22 protein-coding genes and 1 pseudogene are annotated in these 17,941 nt (G+C 60.9%); 14 read left to right on the top strand and 9 right to left on the bottom strand.

Annotated features, from left to right (window positions below):
- Positions 1 to 58: 58 nt before the first annotated feature.
- Positions 59 to 625: an NUDIX hydrolase gene (locus tag GWK36_RS04665; protein ID WP_166270158.1), complete on the bottom strand. Its 567-nt coding sequence runs from the start codon at positions 623 to 625 to the stop codon at positions 59 to 61.
- Between the two features lie 55 nt (positions 626 to 680).
- Positions 681 to 1,384, bottom strand: a pseudogene (locus GWK36_RS04660) (IS5 family transposase).
- A 488-nt stretch (positions 1,385 to 1,872) separates the two neighbouring features.
- Between GWK36_RS04660 and GWK36_RS04655 the strand changes: the two are divergent.
- The 7 genes from GWK36_RS04655 to phoR are packed head-to-tail and all read left to right on the top strand — an operon-like array spanning position 1,873 to position 7,355.
- Entirely contained in the window at positions 1,873 to 2,469 is a 597-nt protein-coding gene (locus tag GWK36_RS04655) for a hypothetical protein (protein ID WP_166270157.1), read from the top strand.
- Positions 2,457 to 2,780 (top strand): GGDEF domain-containing protein, encoded by a 324-nt coding sequence (locus GWK36_RS16005; RefSeq protein ID WP_166270156.1) that lies wholly within the window; start codon positions 2,457 to 2,459, stop codon positions 2,778 to 2,780. The genes GWK36_RS04655 and GWK36_RS16005 overlap by 13 nt, the downstream gene beginning before the upstream one ends.
- Before the next feature lie 6 nt (positions 2,781 to 2,786).
- Positions 2,787 to 2,954, top strand: coding sequence for a hypothetical protein (locus tag GWK36_RS04645; protein ID WP_166270155.1), 168 nt, complete (start codon positions 2,787 to 2,789; stop codon positions 2,952 to 2,954).
- A 56-nt stretch (positions 2,955 to 3,010) separates the two neighbouring features.
- Positions 3,011 to 3,760: a transporter gene (locus GWK36_RS04640; protein WP_166270154.1), complete on the top strand. Its 750-nt coding sequence runs from the start codon at positions 3,011 to 3,013 to the stop codon at positions 3,758 to 3,760.
- Positions 3,757 to 5,241 (top strand): sodium/proline symporter PutP, encoded by a 1,485-nt coding sequence (gene putP, locus GWK36_RS04635; RefSeq protein ID WP_166270153.1) that lies wholly within the window; start codon positions 3,757 to 3,759, stop codon positions 5,239 to 5,241. The genes GWK36_RS04640 and putP overlap by 4 nt, the downstream gene beginning before the upstream one ends.
- A gap of 51 nt (positions 5,242 to 5,292) precedes the next feature.
- Positions 5,293 to 5,976 (top strand): phosphate regulon transcriptional regulator PhoB, encoded by a 684-nt coding sequence (gene phoB / locus GWK36_RS04630; RefSeq protein ID WP_166270152.1) that lies wholly within the window; start codon positions 5,293 to 5,295, stop codon positions 5,974 to 5,976.
- A complete protein-coding gene (gene phoR, locus GWK36_RS04625; RefSeq protein ID WP_246237683.1) occupies positions 5,973 to 7,355 on the top strand; it encodes a phosphate regulon sensor histidine kinase PhoR in 1,383 nt (460 codons plus the stop codon). Before phoB ends, phoR begins: the two co-directional genes overlap by 4 nt.
- Here phoR and GWK36_RS04620 read toward each other — a convergent pair.
- From GWK36_RS04620 to aroA, 4 genes are all read right to left on the bottom strand, one after another.
- On the bottom strand, positions 7,344 to 7,691 hold the full coding sequence (locus tag GWK36_RS04620) for an integration host factor subunit beta (protein WP_166270151.1): 348 nt from the start codon (positions 7,689 to 7,691) through the stop codon (positions 7,344 to 7,346). The genes phoR and GWK36_RS04620 overlap by 12 nt on opposite strands.
- A 79-nt stretch (positions 7,692 to 7,770) precedes the next feature.
- Positions 7,771 to 9,453, bottom strand: coding sequence for a 30S ribosomal protein S1 (gene rpsA / locus GWK36_RS04615; protein WP_166270150.1), 1,683 nt, complete (start codon positions 9,451 to 9,453; stop codon positions 7,771 to 7,773).
- A 143-nt stretch (positions 9,454 to 9,596) separates the two neighbouring features.
- The gene (gene cmk / locus GWK36_RS04610) at positions 9,597 to 10,268 is read right to left on the bottom strand and encodes a (d)CMP kinase (RefSeq protein ID WP_166270149.1); all 672 of its coding nucleotides are present in this window, start codon (positions 10,266 to 10,268) and stop codon (positions 9,597 to 9,599) included.
- A complete protein-coding gene (gene aroA / locus GWK36_RS04605; RefSeq protein ID WP_166270148.1) occupies positions 10,265 to 11,599 on the bottom strand; it encodes a 3-phosphoshikimate 1-carboxyvinyltransferase in 1,335 nt (444 codons plus the stop codon). Before aroA ends, cmk begins: the two co-directional genes overlap by 4 nt.
- Positions 11,600 to 11,756: 157 nt before the next feature.
- Between aroA and yhbY the strand changes: the two genes are divergently transcribed.
- From yhbY to GWK36_RS16000, 7 genes are all read left to right on the top strand, one after another.
- A complete protein-coding gene (gene yhbY, locus GWK36_RS04600) occupies positions 11,757 to 12,059 on the top strand; it encodes a ribosome assembly RNA-binding protein YhbY (protein ID WP_343033141.1) in 303 nt (100 codons plus the stop codon).
- 19 nt (positions 12,060 to 12,078) lie between these two features.
- Positions 12,079 to 13,455 (top strand): V-type ATP synthase subunit B, encoded by a 1,377-nt coding sequence (locus GWK36_RS04595; protein ID WP_166270147.1) that lies wholly within the window; start codon positions 12,079 to 12,081, stop codon positions 13,453 to 13,455.
- Positions 13,456 to 13,457: 2 nt separating this feature from the next.
- A complete protein-coding gene (locus GWK36_RS04590; protein WP_166270146.1) occupies positions 13,458 to 13,745 on the top strand; it encodes a YkgJ family cysteine cluster protein in 288 nt (95 codons plus the stop codon).
- Entirely contained in the window at positions 13,730 to 14,368 is a 639-nt protein-coding gene (locus GWK36_RS04585; RefSeq protein ID WP_166270145.1) for a V-type ATP synthase subunit D, read from the top strand. The genes GWK36_RS04590 and GWK36_RS04585 overlap by 16 nt, the downstream gene beginning before the upstream one ends.
- Positions 14,369 to 14,435: 67 nt before the next feature.
- On the top strand, positions 14,436 to 14,945 hold the full coding sequence (locus GWK36_RS14825; protein WP_246237681.1) for a hypothetical protein: 510 nt from the start codon (positions 14,436 to 14,438) through the stop codon (positions 14,943 to 14,945).
- A 216-nt stretch (positions 14,946 to 15,161) separates the two neighbouring features.
- Positions 15,162 to 15,278, top strand: coding sequence for a transposase (locus GWK36_RS14820; protein WP_210756859.1), 117 nt, complete (start codon positions 15,162 to 15,164; stop codon positions 15,276 to 15,278).
- Between the two features lie 30 nt (positions 15,279 to 15,308).
- Positions 15,309 to 15,407 carry a hypothetical protein gene (locus GWK36_RS16000; protein ID WP_425482789.1) on the top strand — a complete coding sequence of 33 codons (99 nt, stop codon included), beginning with the start codon at positions 15,309 to 15,311 and terminating at the stop codon, positions 15,405 to 15,407.
- Positions 15,408 to 15,949: 542 nt separating this feature from the next.
- Here the strand turns inward: GWK36_RS16000 and GWK36_RS04565 are convergent.
- The 3 genes from GWK36_RS04565 to cobD all read right to left on the bottom strand — a co-directional run bounded on the left by GWK36_RS04565 (position 15,950) and on the right by cobD (position 17,939).
- The gene (locus GWK36_RS04565) at positions 15,950 to 16,087 is read right to left on the bottom strand and encodes a MerR family DNA-binding transcriptional regulator (RefSeq protein WP_166270143.1); all 138 of its coding nucleotides are present in this window, start codon (positions 16,085 to 16,087) and stop codon (positions 15,950 to 15,952) included.
- 155 nt (positions 16,088 to 16,242) lie between these two features.
- Positions 16,243 to 16,926 (bottom strand): hypothetical protein, encoded by a 684-nt coding sequence (locus GWK36_RS04560; RefSeq protein WP_166270142.1) that lies wholly within the window; start codon positions 16,924 to 16,926, stop codon positions 16,243 to 16,245.
- Positions 16,923 to 17,939, bottom strand: coding sequence for a threonine-phosphate decarboxylase CobD (gene cobD, locus GWK36_RS04555; RefSeq protein WP_246237679.1), 1,017 nt, complete (start codon positions 17,937 to 17,939; stop codon positions 16,923 to 16,925). Before cobD ends, GWK36_RS04560 begins: the two co-directional genes overlap by 4 nt.
- Positions 17,940 to 17,941: the final 2 nt, after the last annotated feature.

The following is a 17,941-nucleotide window of genomic DNA, read 5'->3' as shown; positions in this document are numbered from 1 at the left end:
GCGAATGGGCCAGCCAGAGGTTGGGGCACAGAGCGATTGATGGCAGGCGCATCATTCACTAACAGCCGGCACCTTCCGACAAAAACTCGGCCCGATCCCTGAGATAGGCCGCGGTCCGATACAGACCGATCAGGGTCTTGCTGTCGGCGATGATCCCATCATCGCACCAGTCGAGCGCCTGGCTTAAGGGCAGACGATGGATCTCGATCACCTCTCCCGGTTCATGGGCATGTGCCGCTTCGCTCAGACCCCGCGCCAGCCAGAGATGGATGACCTCGGTGAAGATCCCAGGCGAGCTATACATCGGCCCAAGCTCGATCCATTCCGCAGCCATAAGGCCCGCTTCCTCGCCTAGCTCACGCTGGGCAGTCGTTAGCGGTGTCTCATCCGGTTCGCAGCGCCCGGCGGGTAACTCCCAGATCCAACCGCCGGCGGCATGGCGGTATTGGCGCAACAGGCAGACCCGCTCCTGATCATCCAGGGCCACGATTGCCGCCCCTCCCGGGTGATGCACCATCTCCAAGACTGCCTGTCTACCGTTGGGTAACTCCACGGTCTCGACCGCGACCTCGATGACCTTGCCTCGATAGATCGGCTCGGACTTGATGACCTCGCCTGCACTCATCAGGGGCTCCTTTGGACTAGAATGCTTTATTAGGGTCTGTTCTCAATCAAGTCAATCAGGCGATGGTGCAAGCCAGATAAACGAACGACAGGGAAGACGAGGCGAGCTTGTCGTAGCGCGTGGCGATGCGTCTGAATTGCTGGATGCGACAGAAGAAGCGCTTGATCAGATTGCGGTTTTTGTAGAGATGCCGGTTGAACGAGCGCGGATTGAGTCGGTTGGAGCGTGGGGGGATGACCGCCTGGCTGCCCTGTGCGGTCACCGTTTCGACAAGGGCATCCGAGTCGTAACCCTTGTCGGCAATGACGCACTCGGTCGGTTGGTCCTGGATTAACGCCGCGGCCTGCTCGATGTCGGCGACCTGCCCTGCCGAGAGAATGACGCGCAGCGGATTGCCCAAGGCATCCACCGCAACGTGCAGTTTGGTCGTCAACCCGCCCCGCAAGCGACCGATTTCCTGTTGGCCCGCTTTTTTGGGGCGCCAGCAGAATGTGAGTGGGCGCGCACGATGGTCGAGTCGATGAACAGATGCTCCATGTCGGCATCGCCTTGCAGTGCGGCGGCCACGCGCTCCTAAACACCTTTCTCGCGCCAGCGCGAGAAACGCACATATGTCCGGTGCCAGTGGCCCAGCTCGGCTGGCAAATCGCGCCACAGACAGCCGGTGCGCATGATCCAGAGCACGGCTTTGACAACGCGCCGGTTGTCCCTCGCTGTGCAACCCGGATCGCTCTTCTTCCCCGGTAACAGCTGCTCAATGCGTGCCCACCGCTCATCTCATAACATCTTCCGCTCCATCCTGACTCCTGCGCAAAAGTCAGGATATGACCAGACTTCACCCACTGTGAACAGCCCCTCGCCATGTCAGTGACTGTGAACGATTTATGCAGCCTCACTTGCATATGACATAGCACTATGCGCACGATTGAGAAGAGGACCTAACGCAGCGTTTAAGCATTGTCTGAATCAATCATTCTCAGGGCTTACATCATATTCTTTGGACAAAAGACTAGGAACAACAAGATACATGGGATCTCGCGACTACGATAGGACTCATCGCGATCTTTGATCCCACCTTAGATGAGAAACATTCATGATCCTGACGCCGATCGACCTGTGCGGTACCATTCTGTTGAGCGCCTTCTTTAACGCGCTTTTTTAACGCGCTTTTTTCCTGATGCTCCTCCATGTGGTGCGCCATCACCAGCATGCCATCCCAGGAATGAAACACTGGGCAAGCTCCCAAATTGTCCTATTTCTTCTCGGTCTTCTTGTTCGCCATGCGCGGCCATATCCCCGATATCGTTAGCATCCCGCTCGCTAATGGTCTTCTGATCCTGGGGGCCGATCTGTTATATCAGGGCAGCCAGCGTTTCTTCGCCCAGCCGATCGCACGCTGGCCCTGGGCGATTTTACTGCTCGCTGAGGCGTTCCTCTTCTATTGGACCCTCTGGCCTGACGATCGCTGGCGGGCGATCACCATATGCCTCTCCTGTGCGTTTATCCAGCTCAATCATTTTGTCTTAGTCTGGCACCATGACCGCCAAACCCTGATCGCGCGTTTTCTCTTGTTGACGCTCGCACTCTCCACATCGGCAGACTCCAAGCTGTTCGACCCCAACCCCTATCAAGCGATTTATCTCCTCACCCAGGCCATTTTAAACTTCTTGCTGAGCTTGAACGTCTTTTTCCTCGGGCAACAGATGATCTTTGCTGAGCTGTCCAAGTTGTCACTCAAAGACCCGCTCACCGGCGCCCTCAACCGCCGTGCGTTAATGCAACAGGGCCAACGCGAGTTCGAGCGTCAGCGACGCTCCCAGCCCCGCTCTCGGTGCTGTTCATAGACATCGATCACTTCAAGTCAATCAATGACCGCTTCCGTCACAGCGAGGGGGATCGCGTACTGTGCGATCTGGTTGCACGGACCCAAAAGATTCTGCGCACCACGGACATGCTAGGGCGAATGGGGGGCAAGGAATTCCTCGTAATCCTCCCTGATACCTGTGCAAAAGAGGCCGCCCAGATCGCCGAGCGCATCCGTCTCGTCCTCGAGACACCCAGCGAGGGCCTGACGCTCTACTCGGTGAGTATTGGGTCGCAACCCATGAGCATCGCCCCGAGACCCCAGAGGAGCGGCGCAAGCGCAGGAATATGACCGAATATGACCGCCGAGGAAAAGATCCAGGATGATAGATCGATGCTCGAAAAGACCATCGAGCGTGCCGACGGGGCCCTGTACGAGGCCAAGCGCGCCGGGCGCGATCAAGTGGTCTCGGCGCCACCTCAATCCTTCGCCATGGCCCGGCCCCGAACCCATGCCGACCCTTGAAGGGGCTTGCCCGGCTTGGCTCAATCAGACCCCATACCGAGGAGGCTCATGACCTGATGCATCCGCGCCCATCCCTCGCCGCTTTATCCCTCGGGCTATATGCCGCCTGCGCCCAGGCCGCGGTCAACGAGGTCCTGCCAGGGGATTATTTCCCGCTTGCGCCGGGCACCACGGCGCTTGCCCTTTATGCCATCGACCGCGCCCAGTCGAGGCCCTATCGCGACGGCGAGCGGCTAGCGGCGGGGCGGCTCGACACCCAGGCCCTGGCCCTGCGCCTGGCCCTCACCGGCTGGCTGATCAACGACAAGGCGAGCGCCAACTATCTCGGCCTCAGCGCCATGCTGATTGCCCCCACCGGCGACTATGATCCCCTCCACCGCCTCAACTCAGGTGAGAATCGCTGGCGCTTCGTCTTTCTCGGCGGCTGGCAAAAGGACCTGAATCCCCGCTTGCTCCTCGAGCTTGTCCCCGAGATCGCCTGGTATGGCGACAACCCGGATCACGCCGGCGGGCTTGGGCTCAGACAAGAACCCAGCCTAGCGCTCACCGGCTATCTGCGCTGGCGGATCACCTCCGCCTGGCACCTGCATCTCGGCGGTCAGATCAATCGCGGTGGTGCGACCCGCATCGGCGGGGTCGAGCAAGGGGATGCGTCCGACAACACCCGCGCCTTGGCGGGTATCACCTGTTTTCTGCCCGAACAGCAGCAGCTCTTGCTGCGTTTGGGCTGGAATCTTGAGATCGAGGACGGCCTGCGCACCCAGCGCGAACTCATCCTGCGCTATCAGGAGAATTTCTTAGTATGAATGAACGCACCCTGCTCATCGCCCTGGCCTTCGCAGTGTATTTCGCCTTTACCTGGTGGATCGGCTGGATCGCCTATCGGCGCACCCGCGACCTCGCTGATTATATCTTGGGTGGACAGCGCCTGGGCAGCGGGGTTGCGGCCTTGAGCGCCAGCGCCTCGGATATGAGCGGCTGGCTGCTTCTGGGGCTGCCGGGGCTTGCCTATGCCGCAGGTCTGGGGTCGCTATGGCTGGCAGGGGGGTTGTTGCTTGGGACCTGGCTCAATTGGCGGTTTGTAGCCAAACGCCTGCGTATCCTGGGTACCGCCTATGGACAGGCCCTGACCCTGCCCGAATATCTCGCCAACCGCTTTGAAGAGGGGGCGATCCCTTTGCGTCTCCTGAGCGCCGGGGTGACCCTGTTGTTTTTTAGCATCTATACCGCCTCTGGCCTGGTCGCTGGTGGCAAGCTCTTCGCCTCGGTCTTCGGGGTGCCTTATCCCTTGGCCGTGGCCCTCACCCTGCTTTCGATCCTGGTCTATACGGCGATCGGTGGGTTTCTCGCCGTCTCCTGGACCGATGTCTTTCAGGGGCTCCTGATGGCCTTGGCCCTGATCCTGGTCCCGCTGGTCGCGCTCTCTCAGCTCGGCGGGATCGAGGGATCCCTAGCCCATCTCCAGGAGACCGACCCTCGGCTGCTTGCGCCCTGGTATAACGGTCAGGGACAGGCATTGGGGACATTGGGGATACTATCGCTTGCCGCCTGGGGGTTGGGCTATTTTGGACAACCGCATATCCTGGCGCGCTTTCAGGCAATCGCCTCACCTGACCGGATCGCGACGGCGCGCCAGATCGCGGTCGGCTGGGTGGCGCTAACCCTCGCTGGCGCCATGCTCACCGGCCTGACCGGGGCCTCGTTGATCGCACCGCCCTTGACCCCAGAGTCAAGGGAAACGGTCTTCATCGTCCTGGTCAACCAGCTCTTTCCCCCCTTGCTCGCCGGGGTGATGCTGGCGGCGATCCTAGCGGCGATCATGAGCACGGCAGATTCCCAGCTATTGGTCTGTTCATCGACCTTTACCGAGGACCTCTATCGCACGCTGTTGCGCCGTCAGGCCGACCAGACTGAGCTGGTGCGGATCGGGCGGCTCGCAGTGGTGGGTGTCTCGGCGATCGCCTTCGCCATTGCCCTGGACCCCGATTCGCTAGTCCTCGAGCTCGTCGCCTATGCCTGGGCGGGGTTCGGCGCGGCCTTTGGTCCCACCCTGGTCTTGTCACTCTATTGGCCGCGGATGAGCGGCTATGGGGCGCTAGCCGGAATCCTGGCCGGGGGTCTGACGGTGCTCATCTGGCACCAGCTGGCGGGTGGGGTGCTCTATGAAATCGTCCCCGGGATCCTCGCGGCGACCCTGGCGATCATCCTGGTCAGCCGCTGGCAACCTGCATCCCCATCTGCCATCGCGCGTTTCTCTCAGTCTCTATCGTCATCGAATCGTCATTGATCCTCAATAAAATTGCCAGTATGCCCGCATGTTTCAGTGAACGATGCACGCATGACGACCATCCTTGTCATCGATGACGAGCCGGATATTCGGGAGGTCATCCGCTTTGCGCTCGAGGGCGCCGAGTTTCAGGTCATCGAGGCAGGGCACGCCGATGAGGCCCGCAAGCTGCTCAACCAAGAGACCCCTGACCTGATCCTGCTCGATTGGATGCTGCCCGGGCGCTCAGGGTTGGAATTGGCCCAGCAGCTCAAACAAAATCCCAAGACCCGCTCCATTCCGATCATTATGGTCAGCGCGCGCGGGGAGGAAGGCGATCGGGTGCGGGGACTTGATGTCGCCGATGATTACATCCCCAAGCCCTTCTCACCGCGCGAACTGGTGGCACGGGTCAAGGCAGTGATGCGGCGTGCCCGCTTGGAAGAGCCGAGCGACCAGATCGAGATGAACGGTCTGCTGATCGACAACCTCAGCCATCGGGTCACTGCCAACGGACAGCCGGTCGAGGTCGCGCCGACCGAGTACCGTTTATTACATTTCTTCATGACCCATGCCGATCGCGCCTTCAGCCGCTCCCAGCTCCTCGACCAGGTTTGGGGGGATCAGGTCTATGTCGAGGAACGCACCGTGGACGTCCATATTCGCCGTCTACGCAAGGCGCTCGCGCCGACCGGACACGACCGGCTGCTTCAGACGGTGCGTGGGGTGGGCTATCGCTTTTCGGACAAGGTTTGAAGACACCCAAAAGTCATTGGATCTGGCGCAGCATACTGGGTCAGGCTGTGCTGCTGGATCTATCCCTATTGCTCGCCCCCCTCTCGCTTGGGCTGTTGCTCCTCGATCTCGGGGCCAACCCGCTCTGGGTCTGGCCTTGGGTGGTGGCCGCGCCCCTGCTGCGCCATCTCTATCTCTTGACCCGCCTGGCGGTCTTGATCTGGCGGCAGCGTCGCCTCGCTCCGCCCTTTCCCCTCGGACTCTGGGGCGAGATCTATCGCGGGATCGCACGTTATCAACAGCGCGGGCGCAAAGGGCGCAAGCGTCTGCTGCGTTTCAGCCGGCGTTTTCGCGAAGCCGCCAATGCTGTCCCCGATGCCCTGGTGATCCTCGACAAACACCACCGCATCGAATGGGCCAATCCAGCAGCTGCCTCGCTATTGAACATCCATTGGCCCGCGGACGATGGACGCCGCTTGACGAGTATCCTGAGCCAGCCCGAGATCCTGCCCTTCATCGAGGTGGGTGAATACGCGCGTCCGCTCGATATCGCCCCCGAGCATAATCCAGCCATCATGCTGTCGCTGCGCATCGCGCCTTTTGGTGAGCGCAAAAAACAGCGTTTGATGGTCGCACGCGATATTACCAAGATCTATCACCTGAACATGATCCGGCGCGACTTTGTCGCCAATGCCTCGCATGAGCTGCGCACACCTCTCACCGTGATCGCGGGGTTCATCGAAAACCTGCTAGATGCGCCCAATACACCTGCGGCCCATCGCCGGCCATTGACCTTGATGCGCAATCAGACCGAGCGCATGCGCTCGATCATCGAGGACCTCTTGACACTCTCGCGTCTAGAGATGGGCGATGGTCTGGATGCGCAGGAGGCGGTCGATGTTGCAGATGAACTGCATCTGATCCTCCAAGAGGCCCAGGCGCTCAGCCAAGGGCAACATCGCTTCACCACCCAGATCGAAGATGACCTCTTGCTGTGGGGATGTCCAGCCGAGTTGCGCAGCGCCTTTTCCAATCTGATCTTCAACGCGGTCAAACATACCCCGCCAGGCACCCAGATTGAGATCACTTGGGGGCGCAGTACTGAGGGGATCGAATTGAGCGTTTCTGACACCGGACCAGGGATCGCCCCTGAGCATTTACCGCGTCTAACCGAGCGCTTCTATCGCGTAGATCGGGCGCGCTCGCGCGAATCGGGGGGGACGGGCCTGGGGCTGGCGATCGTCAAGCATGTCATCAACCGCCATGAAGGGCGCCTCATGATTACCAGCAAGCTTGGGCAGGGATCGCGCTTCGCCTGCCTATTTCCTGGACACCGCGCCCGACTGCGGGATGCACAACATGCATCCGCTGCGCCTGCTGAGCACCTGTCAATTAACTGAAAGCCGACATTCTTTGAGCGTTTCAGGCGTGGCCTCACCATATTGGGCATTGAGAAATGCCTGATAGACGCGCTCGCGCAGCTCCTTGCCGGGCTTGAAATGGGGGATATATTTAGCAGGAAGGGCTACGGCCTCACCTGTCTTGGGGTTGCGCCCGGTGCGCGGCGGGCGATAGTGCAAGGAAAAACTGCCAAATCCACGGATCTCGATCCGCTCGCCCGCAGCCAAGGCTAAGGTCATACATTCGAGGATCTTCTTGACCGCCTCCTCGATGTCCTTATGCGAAAGCTGGTCCTGTTCGGCGGCGAGGATATTGATCAACTCCGACTTGGTCATGGCAACCATCCCGATTCTGATCGGGAGCCGGATGGCCCCCGATTATGGGTCCCAGAGACAAGGGCCTTGGCAACAGGGATTAGGCGCCGCGCTGGGCCTCTTCCATCTGTTCCTTGAGGATGTCGCCAAGGGTGGCGGTGGCAGCGGCAGCATCGCGCGCATAGCCCTTGATCGCGCTCTGCTCGTCATCCACATCCTTGGCCTTCATCGACAGGGTGATGGTGCGGTTCTTGCGGTCGACCCCCATGAACTTGGCCTCGATCTCTTCGCCGACCTTGAGCACAGCCCGGGCATCCTCCACCCGGTCGCGCGAGATCTCGGAGGCGCGCAGATAACCCTCGACGCCATCGGCCAGGGTCACGGTCGCGCCCTTGGCATCGACCTCGCTGACCACACCTTTGACCACACTGCCCTTTTCATGCAGGGCGACGAAGCTCGAGAAAGGGTCCTTGTCGAGCTGCTTGATCCCCAGGGAGATCCGCTCACGTTCGGGATCGACCGAAAGGACCACCGCCTCGACCTCATCGCCCTTCTTGAAGCGGCGCAGGGCCTGCTCGCCAGGCTCGTCCCAGGAGATATCGGAGAGATGGACCAAGCCATCGATGCCGCCATCCAGGCCGATGAAGATGCCAAAATCGGTGATCGATTTGATCTTGCCCGAGACATGATCGCCCTTCTTGTGGGTAGCCGCGAACTCCTCCCAGGGATTGGGCAGGCATTGTTTGATGCCCAGCGAGATGCGGCGGCGCTCCTCGTCGATGTCGAGCACCATGACCTCGACCTCATCGCCGAGATTGACCACCTTGCTCGGATGGACGTTCTTGTTGGTCCAATCCATCTCGGAGACATGGACCAGGCCCTCGACGCCCTCCTCAATCTCGACGAAGCAGCCATAGTCGGCGATGTTGGTGACCTTACCGAAGACCCTGGTTCCCTCGGGATAGCGACGGGCGATATTGACCCAGGGGTCCTCGCCCATCTGCTTCAGGCCCAGGGAGACACGCTGGCGCTCGCGGTCGAACTTCAAGACCTTGACCGTGATCTCGTCGCCGATCTGGATGACCTCCGAGGGATGTTTGACGCGGCGCCAGGCCATGTCGGTGATGTGCAACAGACCGTCGATGCCGCCCAGATCGAGGAAGGCACCGTAGTCGGTGAGGTTCTTGACCACCCCCCGCACCTCCATGCCTTCATCAAGGTTCTTCAGAAGCTGCTCGCGCTCGGCGCTGTATTCGGCCTCAACCACGGCGCGGCGCGAGACCACGACATTATTGCGCTTGCGGTCGAGTTTGATGACCTTGAACTCGTGCTCTTTGCCTTCAAGATAGGTCGTATCACGCACGGGGCGCACATCGACCAGGGAGCCAGGTAGAAAGGCGCGCACCGTCCCGAGGTCAACAGTAAAGCCGCCTTTGACCTTGCCCGTGATCACGCCCTTGACGGTCTCACCCTTCTCATAGGCGCGCTCCAGATCGTCCCAGGCCTTGGAACGCTTGGCCTTTTCCCGCGAGAGGCGGGTAAAGCCGAAGCCGTCCTCGACAGCATCGAGGGCCACTTCGACCTGGTCGCCAACCGCGACCTCCAGCTCGCCGTCCGGGCCGATGAATTGATTGCGGGGGATGATGCCCTCGGACTTGAGTCCAGCGTTGATGAGGACGGCATCTGGTGTGATGTCCACCACGGTGCCGATGACGATCGCACCCGGTTGGAGCTGGGTGGTGTTGAGGCTTTGTTCAAAGAGTTCGGCGAAGCTTTCGGTCATGAGATCCTGGTATCCTACAAGAATGGCGCGCTTGACCCGCCCCATCCGTGACGAGGGTTGTTGGTTGAACGAAAGGGTCGGCGTCTTCCCCGCCGACCCGACCTTGATCGACTAGCGAAACGCGGGTCGCTGCAACCTGCGTTTCATTGGCCGAGCGTATCCGGAAGGACGCGCCTAACCTCGGCCAGGACGCGCTCGAACACCTCGGGGATGGACATCTGGCTGGAATCGATGACGATCGCATCCTGCGCTGGACACAGGGGTGCGCTCGAACGGGTGCGATCGCGCGCATCCCGCGCCTGGATGTCCAGGATAAGCTGACGGAGACTAGCACTCAACCCTTTTTCCTTCAACTGTCTATAGCGCCGCTCGGCCCGCACCTTGGGGTCTGCATCAAGAAAGATCTTCAACTGGGCCTCGGGAAAGACCACCGTGCCCATATCACGCCCGTCAGCGACCAACCCCGGCGGGCGCGCCCAGGCGCGTTGCCAATCGAGCAAGGCGGCCCTTACTTGAGGATGGGCGGCGACCCTGGAGGCCGCCATCCCTACCTCTTCAGTGCGGATGGCATCGCTGATGTCCTCGCCATCCAACCAAACGCGCCCATCGCGGAACGCGAGCAGCAGGTCCCTGGTCAACTCGGCCAGCGCCGGCGCGTCAGCTAGATCCACACCCCGGCGGAGTGCGGCCCAGGCCAAGGCCCGATATAGGGCCCCGCTGTCCAGCGCATGCCAGCCAAGACGCTGGGCCAACAGTTGCATGAGGCTGCCCTTGCCGGTTCCCGAGGGCCCATCGATGGTGATGACGGGGATCACTGACGTTGCTCCTCGATCCCCAGACCCGCGCGCGCGGCAAGTTGGGCGAAGCCCGGGAAGGAGGTCTCGACATTGGCGCAGTCGCGGATCTCGATCGGACCCTGGGCGCGAAGGGCGGCGATGGCGAATGACATGGCGATACGATGGTCGCCATGGGCATCGATGGCCTGGTCTGCGGTCGCCGAACCAAACTGACCGCCTTGGATGCGGATGCCATCGGCCAGGGACTCGGCTTTGATACCCAGGCGGTTCAACCCATCGGCCATGACCTGGATGCGGTCGCTCTCCTTGACCCGCAGTTCAGCCGCCCCCCTCAAGACCGTTTCGCCTTGGGCACAAGCGGCGGCAATGAACAGCGCTGGGAACTCATCGATGGCCAATGGCACCTGATGGGCGGGGATCTCGATCCCGTGCAGCGGCGCTGCCTTGACCCGGATATCGGCGACCGGCTCGCCGCCTGCCATCCGGCGGTCCAAGAGTTCGATATCAGCACCCATAGCGCGCAGTAGATTGATCACACCCACACGCGTTGGATTGATCCCCACCTCTTCGAGCAATAGGTCTGAGCCAGGGGCAATGCTGGCCCCGACCAAGAAAAAGGCTGCCGACGAGATATCGGTAGGGATCTGGAGCCGACAACTGCGCAGGCGCCCACCGCCGGTCAGACAGACCTTGAGTCCCTGCCGGCGCACGGGATAGCCGAAGGCGGTCAGCATGCGTTCGGTATGATCGCGGGTCGGCTCGGGTTCGTGGATGCAGGTCTCACCCTGGGCATAGAGTCCAGCCAACATCAGGCAGGATTTGACCTGAGCGCTGGCCATGGGGAGCCGATACTCGATGCCGTGTAGTGCATCCGTGGGTTCGATCAACAAAGGCGCGGTGCCGGACGGGCTGGCCTGGATGCAGGCGCCCATCTGGGTCAAGGGTTCCACGACCCGGCGCATCGGGCGGCGGCTCAGGGATTCATCGCCGATCAGGGTCGCGGGAAAACGCTGACCGGCAAGGAGCCCTGCAAGCAGGCGCATCGCCGTCCCAGAATTGCCCATGTCAAGCGGGCCGGACGGTGCTTGCAGCCCCTGCATCCCTACCCCTTCGACAATCACCTCGCCGTCTTTAGGGCCCTCGATGGGCACCCCCATCGCGCGAAAGGCAGCCAAGGTCGCCAGCGAATCCGCACCTTCGAGAAAACCGCTGATCTGGGTCTGGCCTTCGGCGAGCGAGGCAAGCATGATGGCGCGATGCGAGATCGATTTATCGCCCGGCACGCGCAGGTATCCGCGCAACGATCCGCCGGGGGCGACGAAAAAACGATGGTCGGGGCGTGCGGACAAGGTCCATCCTCGCTGACTTGGCGATAAAGTTTGAGACTATATCAAAGTTTAAAACTATATCAGTCACAGTCCGATGAACCAATGGGCTCACAGCGCAGCCAATCCGCGCTAGGATGGATGATGCTCAGTCCAATATAATCCAATCCAATCCGCCTTTATGATACCGATCTCCCCCAAACAGCGTCGCTGGCTCAAACAGCGGGCCCATCATCTCAAACCGGTCGTGCTCATCGGTCAGCGGGGCCTGACCGAGGCGGTGCTTGCTGAGATCGAGCGGGCGCTCGACGACCACGAGTTGATCAAGATCCGTCTCGGCGCCCTGGAAACTGAGGACCGCTTGGCAGTGATTGATCATATCTGCCAGAAAACGGGATCGGAATTGATCCAGCGCATCGGGCACATCGCTGCCTTTTATCGCTACAATCCGCACAAGCGCGACCCGCTGACCCCTCTGGCCTAACCAATCCGAAGCAAGATCCATGAGCATCAAGGAATACCGAACGGCCACCGAAGCCCGCGGGGGGCTTTTGGTGGTCCGCGATGTTCCAGGTATCGCCTTCAGCGACCGTGTCCAGATCAAGGATCACAAGGGGCGTGTGCGCAGCGGCCAAGTGATTCGTGCCTCCGACCAGGAGGTCTTGATCCTGGTCTTTGAGGGTACGGACGACCTGGATCTGGAGCATACCTGGGTCAGGTTTTTGGATGAGCCGGTGGAGTTGGCGCTCTCCCCTGAGATCCTGGGGCGCGAGTTCAACGGGCTCGGGGTGCCACGCGACGGGCGCCCCCCGATCTGCTCAACCCTGCGCCGCCCGGTCAGCGGCTCGGCGATCAACCCAGCAGCGCGCACCTATCCGCGTGAGTTCATCCAGACCGGGATCTCGACCATCGACGGATTGAACTCGCTGGTGCGCGGTCAAAAGCTCCCTATCTTTTCTGGCTCGGGTCTTCCCCACAACCGGCTAGCAGCGCAGATCGTGCGTCAGGCCAAGCTAATCGACGAATCGGCGAGCTTCTCCATCGTCTTTGCGGCTCTCGGCGTCTCTTATGCAGATGCCAAGTTCTTCCGCGATGAGTTCGCCGACTCTGGCGTCCTGCGTAATGTGGTGATGTTCGTCAACCTGGCGGATGACCCGCCGGTCGAGCGTCTGATCCTGCCGCGCACCGCGCTCACTGCCGCCGAATACCTGGCCTATGACCTGGATCGCCATGTCTTGGTGATCCTCACTGACATGACCAACTATGCCGAGGCCTTGCGCGAGGTCTCCACCGCCAAGGGCGATGTACCGGCACGCAAGGGCTATCCGGGGTATCTCTATTCGGATCTAGCCGAGATCTACGAGCGCTGCGGACGCATCCACGAACGCCACGGCTCGATCACCATGATGCCCGTGGTCTCCATGCCCTCAGACGACATCACCCACCCCATCCCAGATCTGACCGGCTATATCACCGAGGGCCAGATCGTGCTCTCGCGCGAGCTCCATAATCAGGGGATCTATCCGCCGGTCAATGTGCTCCCTAGCCTCTCGCGTCTGATGAAGGACGGCATCGGCCAGGACTTCACCCGTGAGGACCATCCGCGCACCGCCGCTCAGCTCTATGCCCTCTATGCCCGCGCCCAAGAAACGCGCAACCTGGCCTCGATCATCGGCGCCGATGAACTCTCGGAACGCGATCGCTTGTATCTAGAGTTTGCCGACGCCTTTGATCAGCGCTTCGTCAGCCAGGGCGAGGACGAAGAACGATCGATCGAGGGGACCCTGGATCTGGCCTGGGAGCTGATGAGCATCTTCCCGCGCGACATGCTCACCCGCGTCAAGGAAGACGATCTCGCCAAGTATTACAAGGGGCAGTAGGCATGACCGCAGCCCTGGATACATCCGTCACCTGTGAGTCATGCGCCGCACTCTGCTGCCGGCTCGAGGTCATCTGCCCGACCGAGACCGGCATCCCGCCACATCTGATGACTCACAATCCCTGGGGGATGCGCGTCATGAGGCGATTGGACGACGGCTGGTGCGCGGCGCTCGACCGCGATTGTCTGCTTTGTCGCATCTATGAACAACGCCCCGAGGTCTGTCGCGCCTTTGCGATGGGCGGACCTGAGTGTCTTGCCGAGCGAAACACACCATGGCCCAGCCGCTGATCAAGGTCCCACCGACCAAAAACACCCTCATCCGTCTCAAGAAACAGGCTCGGTTCCTCGAGGACGGCCATGATCTCCTGGAGCGCAAGCGCGAGCTTCTGACCCGGCTGGTCTATGAGCGGATCGGCGAATACCGGCGTTTGCGCACCGAGTGCGAGCAATTGCTTGCCGAGGCATACCGCTCTCTGGCGATCGCCCATCTGCGCTTGGGCAACCGCACCCTGCGTCAGGCTGCGCTCGGCATCGAGCCAGCCATCGCGATCGAGATCCTGCCACGACGCGCCCTGGGGGTAGAATATCCAGCGGTGACCAGTCACCGTTTACCGCTCAAACCAGTGGGGCTCCTGGGGAGCGACGTTAGCTTTGATACCGCGCGGGAACGGCTCGCCGAGGCCACGGTCATGCTGGCGCAGCTCTCAGAGGTCGAGATCGCGCTCTATCGCCTGCTTGAAGAACAGCGCAAAGCACAAAAGCGGGTCAATGCCCTGAAATACAACATCATACCCCGCTATCATCGCACTATCCGTTATATCCAATCGGCGCTTGAGGAAGAGGAGCGCAACACGCTCTTTCAGGTCCGACTCTTGCGCAGCCGCGACCGCAAGGCCGCCAGCGCAGATTGAGGGCGGAGGCGCGGCAAGGCCGATCCCTTTCGGGAGCCAACCCTAGTATTACAAGCTGTGCGTGATAGTGGATAATTTTCCACATGGAAAGCGCGATGATGGGCACAGGCAAGGCGGCGAAGCGGCTTGGCGTCTTGGTCAAGACCTTGCAACGCTGGGAGCGCGAAGGGGGTTTGATCCTGGTGGCGCGAACAGTCGCGAGGCACAAATCCGCGAGTTGATTGGCTTGCGCAGTAAGGTATCAGAGCCAACGCGGATTGATGCCCATGCCCAACCGTTTGCCGATCTTGCCAAGGCCTGGGATCGATTCTTTGCCGATATCAAGGCCGGAAAGAAGGCTCACGCGCTTCAGTTCAAGAAGAAAGGCCGGTGCCACGATAGCTTCTATGTTGCTAACGACAAGTTCCGCGTCTCGGACAAGACCATTTGCCTGCCCAAGAGCGGTGAGGTCGCCATGATCGAGGCGTTGTGCTTCGATGGCAAGATTCTTGGTGCGACCGTTTCGCGTACTGCGGACGCTGGTTCGTCGCCGTTCAGGTTGAAGTGGCCGATGCTGCGTTCTATCGCAGGCGCATGAAACGACTGGTGTTGACCTGGGCGTTGAGGCGGCAGCCAGGCTTTCCAATGGCGAGTCTGTTGAATCTCCTCTGCGCTTCGTTGTCTCAGGATTCGAGGCAGACGCCTTTCTTGCAAGGTTGAGGCGGCCAAGGTCGGGGCTGGGTTTGCGCCAAGTGCCAGACTGGCAAAAGGCACGAGGCTTCCGATCTTGAAGAATCGAAGGAAATCCTCTGCGATGTTGGCAAGGCTGCACGCACGCATTGCCAATGTCCGAGCGGACTTCACACATAAGCTCACGACCCGGCTCTGCCGCGAAAACCAAGGGGTGGTGATTGAGGATTTGAACGTCTGACGGGTCGTCGATAATTGCGGCTTTTTTGCAATCGATGACCTGTATGCGCTCAGCGATGCCCAGCTGTATGAACGTCTGCTTCAGGAGTTTCAAGCTGGTTGCGGGCGGCGCTTGCCCAGAGGATCCTAGCTTAGGTCAGCTTGACCGGGTTGCGTTACATCGGCGGGTCTTAGGGGTCTTAGCACCAAAACGCCAGCCAGAGCAAACTGATCCTCTGCTCTCAAGTAAAGTGCGCAAACAGGCGCACTGTGCTCTTCCTGCCCCGAATGCGGAGCGCATTCGTCTCTGACAGGCGTGACTTTCCCGACTACAGCAGAGACCCTCTCTGTCACAGCGCCGCCGTTACCGGACGGACTCGCCATTGGAAAGCCTGGCCGCCGCCTCAACGCCCAGGTCAACACCAGTCGTTTCATGCGCCTGCGATAGAACGCAGCATCGGCCACTTCAACCTGAACGGCGACGAACCAGCGTCCGCAGTACGCGAAACGGTCGCACCAAGAATCTTGCCATCGAAGCACAACGCCTCGATCATGGCGACCTCACCGCTCTTGGGCAGGCAAATGGTCTTGTCCGAGACGCGGAACTTGTCGTTAGCAACATAGAAGCTTCGGCAAACGGTTGGGCATGGGCATCAATCCGCGTTGGCTCTGATACCTTACTGCGCAAGCCAATCAACTCGCGGATTTGTGCCTCGCGACTGTTCGCGCCACCAGGATCAAACCCCCTTCGCGCTCCCAGCGTTGCAAGGTCTTGACCGAAACGCCAAGCCGCTTCGCCGCCTTGCCTGTGCCCATCATCGCGCTTTCCATGTGGAAAATTATCCACTATCACGCACAGCTTGTAATACTAGGGTTGGCTCCGTACCCCGCAGAAAACGCGCATGGTTCGCTGGCCTTTGGGCTCACGCCTTGGCCAAGCCGGTCGTCCCGGAATTGGCTCAACATGTTTAATGAACAATCTGGGTTTATCTGATTCCCTGCTCTGGTCTGGTCAAGCAGCGTGTCCGTTCAAGCGGCCGCTGAGATGTGATCCGCCATGCAGATGGTCGATCGCTCAACCAAAGGGTAAGGCCCGGGTTGATCCCCTGGGCGAGACGTGCCGCAATCCTTGCCCTCTCGCCGAGTGCAGAGACCTTCATTCCCATCTGGGCAGAGGCGATCAGGGCGCCCGTGAGTGCAGCAAGCTTAGGGCAGGCGAGCCGACGCAGACAGGCATAGGCGAGCCGAGGGGCACATGTGATCCAAGCAAGGGGATCCAAGGGCCAGCGAGCAGGCAGCCTAGGCTCGCCGCGCACACATCGGTTGCCAAGATTCGGGTCTTCGCCGCTGTCTCGTCCTAGACAAAGCAATAGCCGGCAGCCGGCAAGCCGCGCCCGCTCAGCGGCCTGGCGCCCGCGGCTCAAACAGAGATCAAGCCGGTGGCGATCCAGCGTCTCGAGCAGCGGCCGGCAGGAGAAGCAACCCAGATCGACCTGCTCCCAATGCACGCTGGACCACACATCAGGCAATAGGCTCAGATGTCCAAGGGTCTCGGCAGGGCCTAGACCACCTCTGAAACCTAGTATGCAGATCCGCCCTCCTTGGAGAGAGGGATCTGCAAGATCGGGCGGTGCAACCGGGACGGTCAGCCAGACAGGGAGCGCGCTCACCACAGGTTTAACGAAACCAGTGCCTTCTCCAACCGGGCCCAGCCCGCCTCATCCGCAGGCAGGCCGAACCTGAGGCTTGCAGGGTATGCAAACCGGCGCACCAAGATCCCCTCCTCCGCCAGATGTCGTTGGATGGTCGCGGCATCTGGGGTCAGGATCCATTGAAAAAGCGCCGTACCGCCGGCGGGCGCAAGCCCCTGCTCGCCGAGCGATCCCGCAAGCCTCTCGCTGGCTGCAGCGAGTTCCACCCGCGCCCGTGCCTGCCAGGCATGGTCCAACAGGGCCAGACGCGCAACCCAGCGCGCCGGATGGCCGACCGACCAGGGGCCGATTAACCGCCTCACCTGCGCCGCGAGCCGTTCTTCAGTAAACACGAAACCGACACGCGCACCGCCCAACCCAAAAAATTTGCCAAGCGAGCGCAAGATAATCAGACCAGGACGGTTTGCTGCCTGCACTAGGCTTGCCTCAGGTGTTGGGTCGATGAACGACTCATCGACCACTAGCCAGCCGCCGCGGGCACCGAGTATCTCGTGCCAGGCAAGCAGATGGTCGGCCGGCCAGCGCCGACCCGTGGGGTTGTTGGGGTGGATGACGACCAGGACATCGAGATTGCCGAGTGCAGCCTCTGCTTCATCCTCAGGGAGCTCGATTATCTGATGACCGGCAAGCCGCCAGCGATAGGCATGCTCGGCATAACCGATCGCTGGCACCCCAACGCGACAAGGGGGGCGCAGGTAGGGCAGCAGTTGAATAGCTGCCTGGACGCCTGGTACAGGCACTGCGCCCTCTGTCCCGTAATATGCGGCGGCGGCGGCGGCAAGTCCATCATCTTCTTCTGGCAGGCGCTGCCAGACCTCAGACGGAAGCTCCGGGACCGACCAGCCCCTGGGGTTGATCCCAGTTGAAAGGTCGACCCACTCCCCCAGCGGTCGTCCAAACCGCCTCGCCCAGGCGCGCAACCCTCCTCCATGCTCGGGCGGTGCCAGTTCCATCTGCCAAAGGGATGGCATCG

This window comes from Caldichromatium japonicum, assembly GCF_011290485.1.
Lineage (GTDB): Bacteria > Pseudomonadota > Gammaproteobacteria > Chromatiales > Chromatiaceae > Thermochromatium > Thermochromatium japonicum.
The sequence above is the reverse complement of the archived record's forward strand: the minus strand, read 5'-3'. Positions and strand labels throughout refer to the sequence as shown.

Bases quoted from the DNA above. Each gene is read 5' to 3' on its own strand.
- GWK36_RS04565 (WP_166270143.1), bottom strand. From the start codon at position 16,087: ATGGAAAGCGCGATGATGGGCACAGGCAAGGCGGCGAAGCGGCTTGGC.
- GWK36_RS14820 (WP_210756859.1), top strand. From the start codon at position 15,162: ATGTTGGCAAGGCTGCACGCACGCATTGCCAATGTCCGAGCGGACTTC.
- GWK36_RS04620 (WP_166270151.1), bottom strand. From the start codon at position 7,691: ATGACCAAGTCGGAGTTGATCAATATCCTCGCCGCCGAACAGGACCAG.
- GWK36_RS04590 (WP_166270146.1), top strand. From the start codon at position 13,458: ATGACCGCAGCCCTGGATACATCCGTCACCTGTGAGTCATGCGCCGCA.
- GWK36_RS04645 (WP_166270155.1), top strand. From the start codon at position 2,787: ATGACCGCCGAGGAAAAGATCCAGGATGATAGATCGATGCTCGAAAAG.
- GWK36_RS04595 (WP_166270147.1), top strand. From the start codon at position 12,079: ATGAGCATCAAGGAATACCGAACGGCCACCGAAGCCCGCGGGGGGCTT.
- phoB (WP_166270152.1), top strand. From the start codon at position 5,293: ATGACGACCATCCTTGTCATCGATGACGAGCCGGATATTCGGGAGGTC.
- GWK36_RS04665 (WP_166270158.1), bottom strand. From the start codon at position 625: ATGAGTGCAGGCGAGGTCATCAAGTCCGAGCCGATCTATCGAGGCAAG.
- yhbY (WP_343033141.1), top strand. From the start codon at position 11,757: ATGATACCGATCTCCCCCAAACAGCGTCGCTGGCTCAAACAGCGGGCC.
- cobD (WP_246237679.1), bottom strand. From the start codon at position 17,939: ATGCCATCCCTTTGGCAGATGGAACTGGCACCGCCCGAGCATGGAGGA.
- putP (WP_166270153.1), top strand. From the start codon at position 3,757: ATGAATGAACGCACCCTGCTCATCGCCCTGGCCTTCGCAGTGTATTTC.
- GWK36_RS04585 (WP_166270145.1), top strand. From the start codon at position 13,730: ATGGCCCAGCCGCTGATCAAGGTCCCACCGACCAAAAACACCCTCATC.
- rpsA (WP_166270150.1), bottom strand. From the start codon at position 9,453: ATGACCGAAAGCTTCGCCGAACTCTTTGAACAAAGCCTCAACACCACC.
- GWK36_RS04640 (WP_166270154.1), top strand. From the start codon at position 3,011: ATGCATCCGCGCCCATCCCTCGCCGCTTTATCCCTCGGGCTATATGCC.